We start from the raw sequence: 1,325 nt of genomic DNA on the forward strand, positions 1-1,325 counted from the left end.
TCGTATGTATCGAGGTATTCCTGCTTGAGCGTCTGCGAGGACGACTTGATCTTTTCCACGAGCGTGCCGGCCTCGATGAAGTAGAACGAGTTGGTGAGGTCTGCCAGGTCGTCGAGCAGATGGCTTGAAATGAGCACGCTTCGTCCCCGCGCCACCTCGCTGCGCATCGCGTCGCAGGAGGTTTTCCGCTTTCCCGGATCGAGGCCGTTCAGCGGTTCATCGAGGATGAGGTACGGGCAACCGGTCGATATCGCCATGGCAAGCTTTACCTGCTGCTTCATTCCTGTCGAGAGTTTACGGGTCGGCTTGTCGAGATATGGGGAGATTCCGAGGGAGTCGCAGAGCGAGTCGATGTCGGCGGCCGATTTCCACGCCTCCCTAACGAAAGAGAGGTGCTCGCGGGCCGATAGCGTGGGGTAGAGATCCGCGCCGCCCGAAGAGCTCAGGTAGACGAGTTCTGCGAATTCGGCTGATCGACGTTGGCTGATTCCGTCTGCCACCAGGCTTCCCGAGCGGATGCGGGTGGGAAATTGGCCCGACAGCGCTTCAAGAAGGGTGGTTTTCCCCGAGCCGTTGGGAGCAACGAGGCCCGCCGCCGTTCCCGGGCTCAGGAAAAGCGACCCGATTGAAAGTATCGTCGTGCTCCCGTATCCCACGCTCGCGTCCAGGAGCTCGAGCCCATGGTGCTTTTTAGCGGGTCCAGGCTGTTTGGGGGAACGTGCCGCAACGGCGCCGACCGCAAAAAGGACCGCGACGTATGCCAGGGCCACGGCAAGCATCGATGCGCTGCCTGAACCGGAGCCAATGAATTCCGTCGGGAAGCATCCCACGTAACCCGTGGCCTCGATAGGCGAGAACACGGCCAGCGGCAGGAGCCCGAGCACGGCATTATGCTCCAGCGCCGAATCGGACAGTAACGGGAATGCCGGGGCCGCGACAAGCAGCGCGGAGGCAAGGGGGCCCGCGAGGACGCGCCTCGTTGCGGTCGATAGGACGGCGGAGAAAACGGATATCAAGGTTCCGCCCGCAAGCAGCGCGAGAAGCAGGGTCGTGAAGACGTTTCCCGCGGTCGTGGCGGTAAGCGCGCCGTTATGGAAGAAGGCGATCGGGTACCCAATTTGCCCGAAGCCGTTTAGGGCCAAGGCGTAAATGCCCCCGGGTGCGAGGCCGGCGAGGAGCATCGCGGTCCCCGCGCCGATTATCGAAAACACGATCTGGATAAGGCGCCGGAATTTGGGCGCGGGCGCCTTTGCCGCCAGGGTCCCGGGCCTTGTGGCGCCGAGCACGAGTATCGACGAGAGAAGGAAGGGGATGAAGGGAAGGAA

At 62.5% G+C, this 1,325-nt stretch carries 1 protein-coding gene; it reads right to left on the reverse strand.

Annotation, left to right across the window (positions count from 1 at the left end; genetic code table 11):
• On the reverse strand, window positions 1-1,325 hold a 1,325-nt coding region (locus I1969_RS10960; RefSeq protein ID WP_195235147.1), incomplete at both ends, for an ABC transporter ATP-binding protein.

It is taken from the genome of Collinsella aerofaciens, assembly GCF_015548375.1.
Lineage (GTDB): Bacteria > Actinomycetota > Coriobacteriia > Coriobacteriales > Coriobacteriaceae > Collinsella > Collinsella aerofaciens_AB.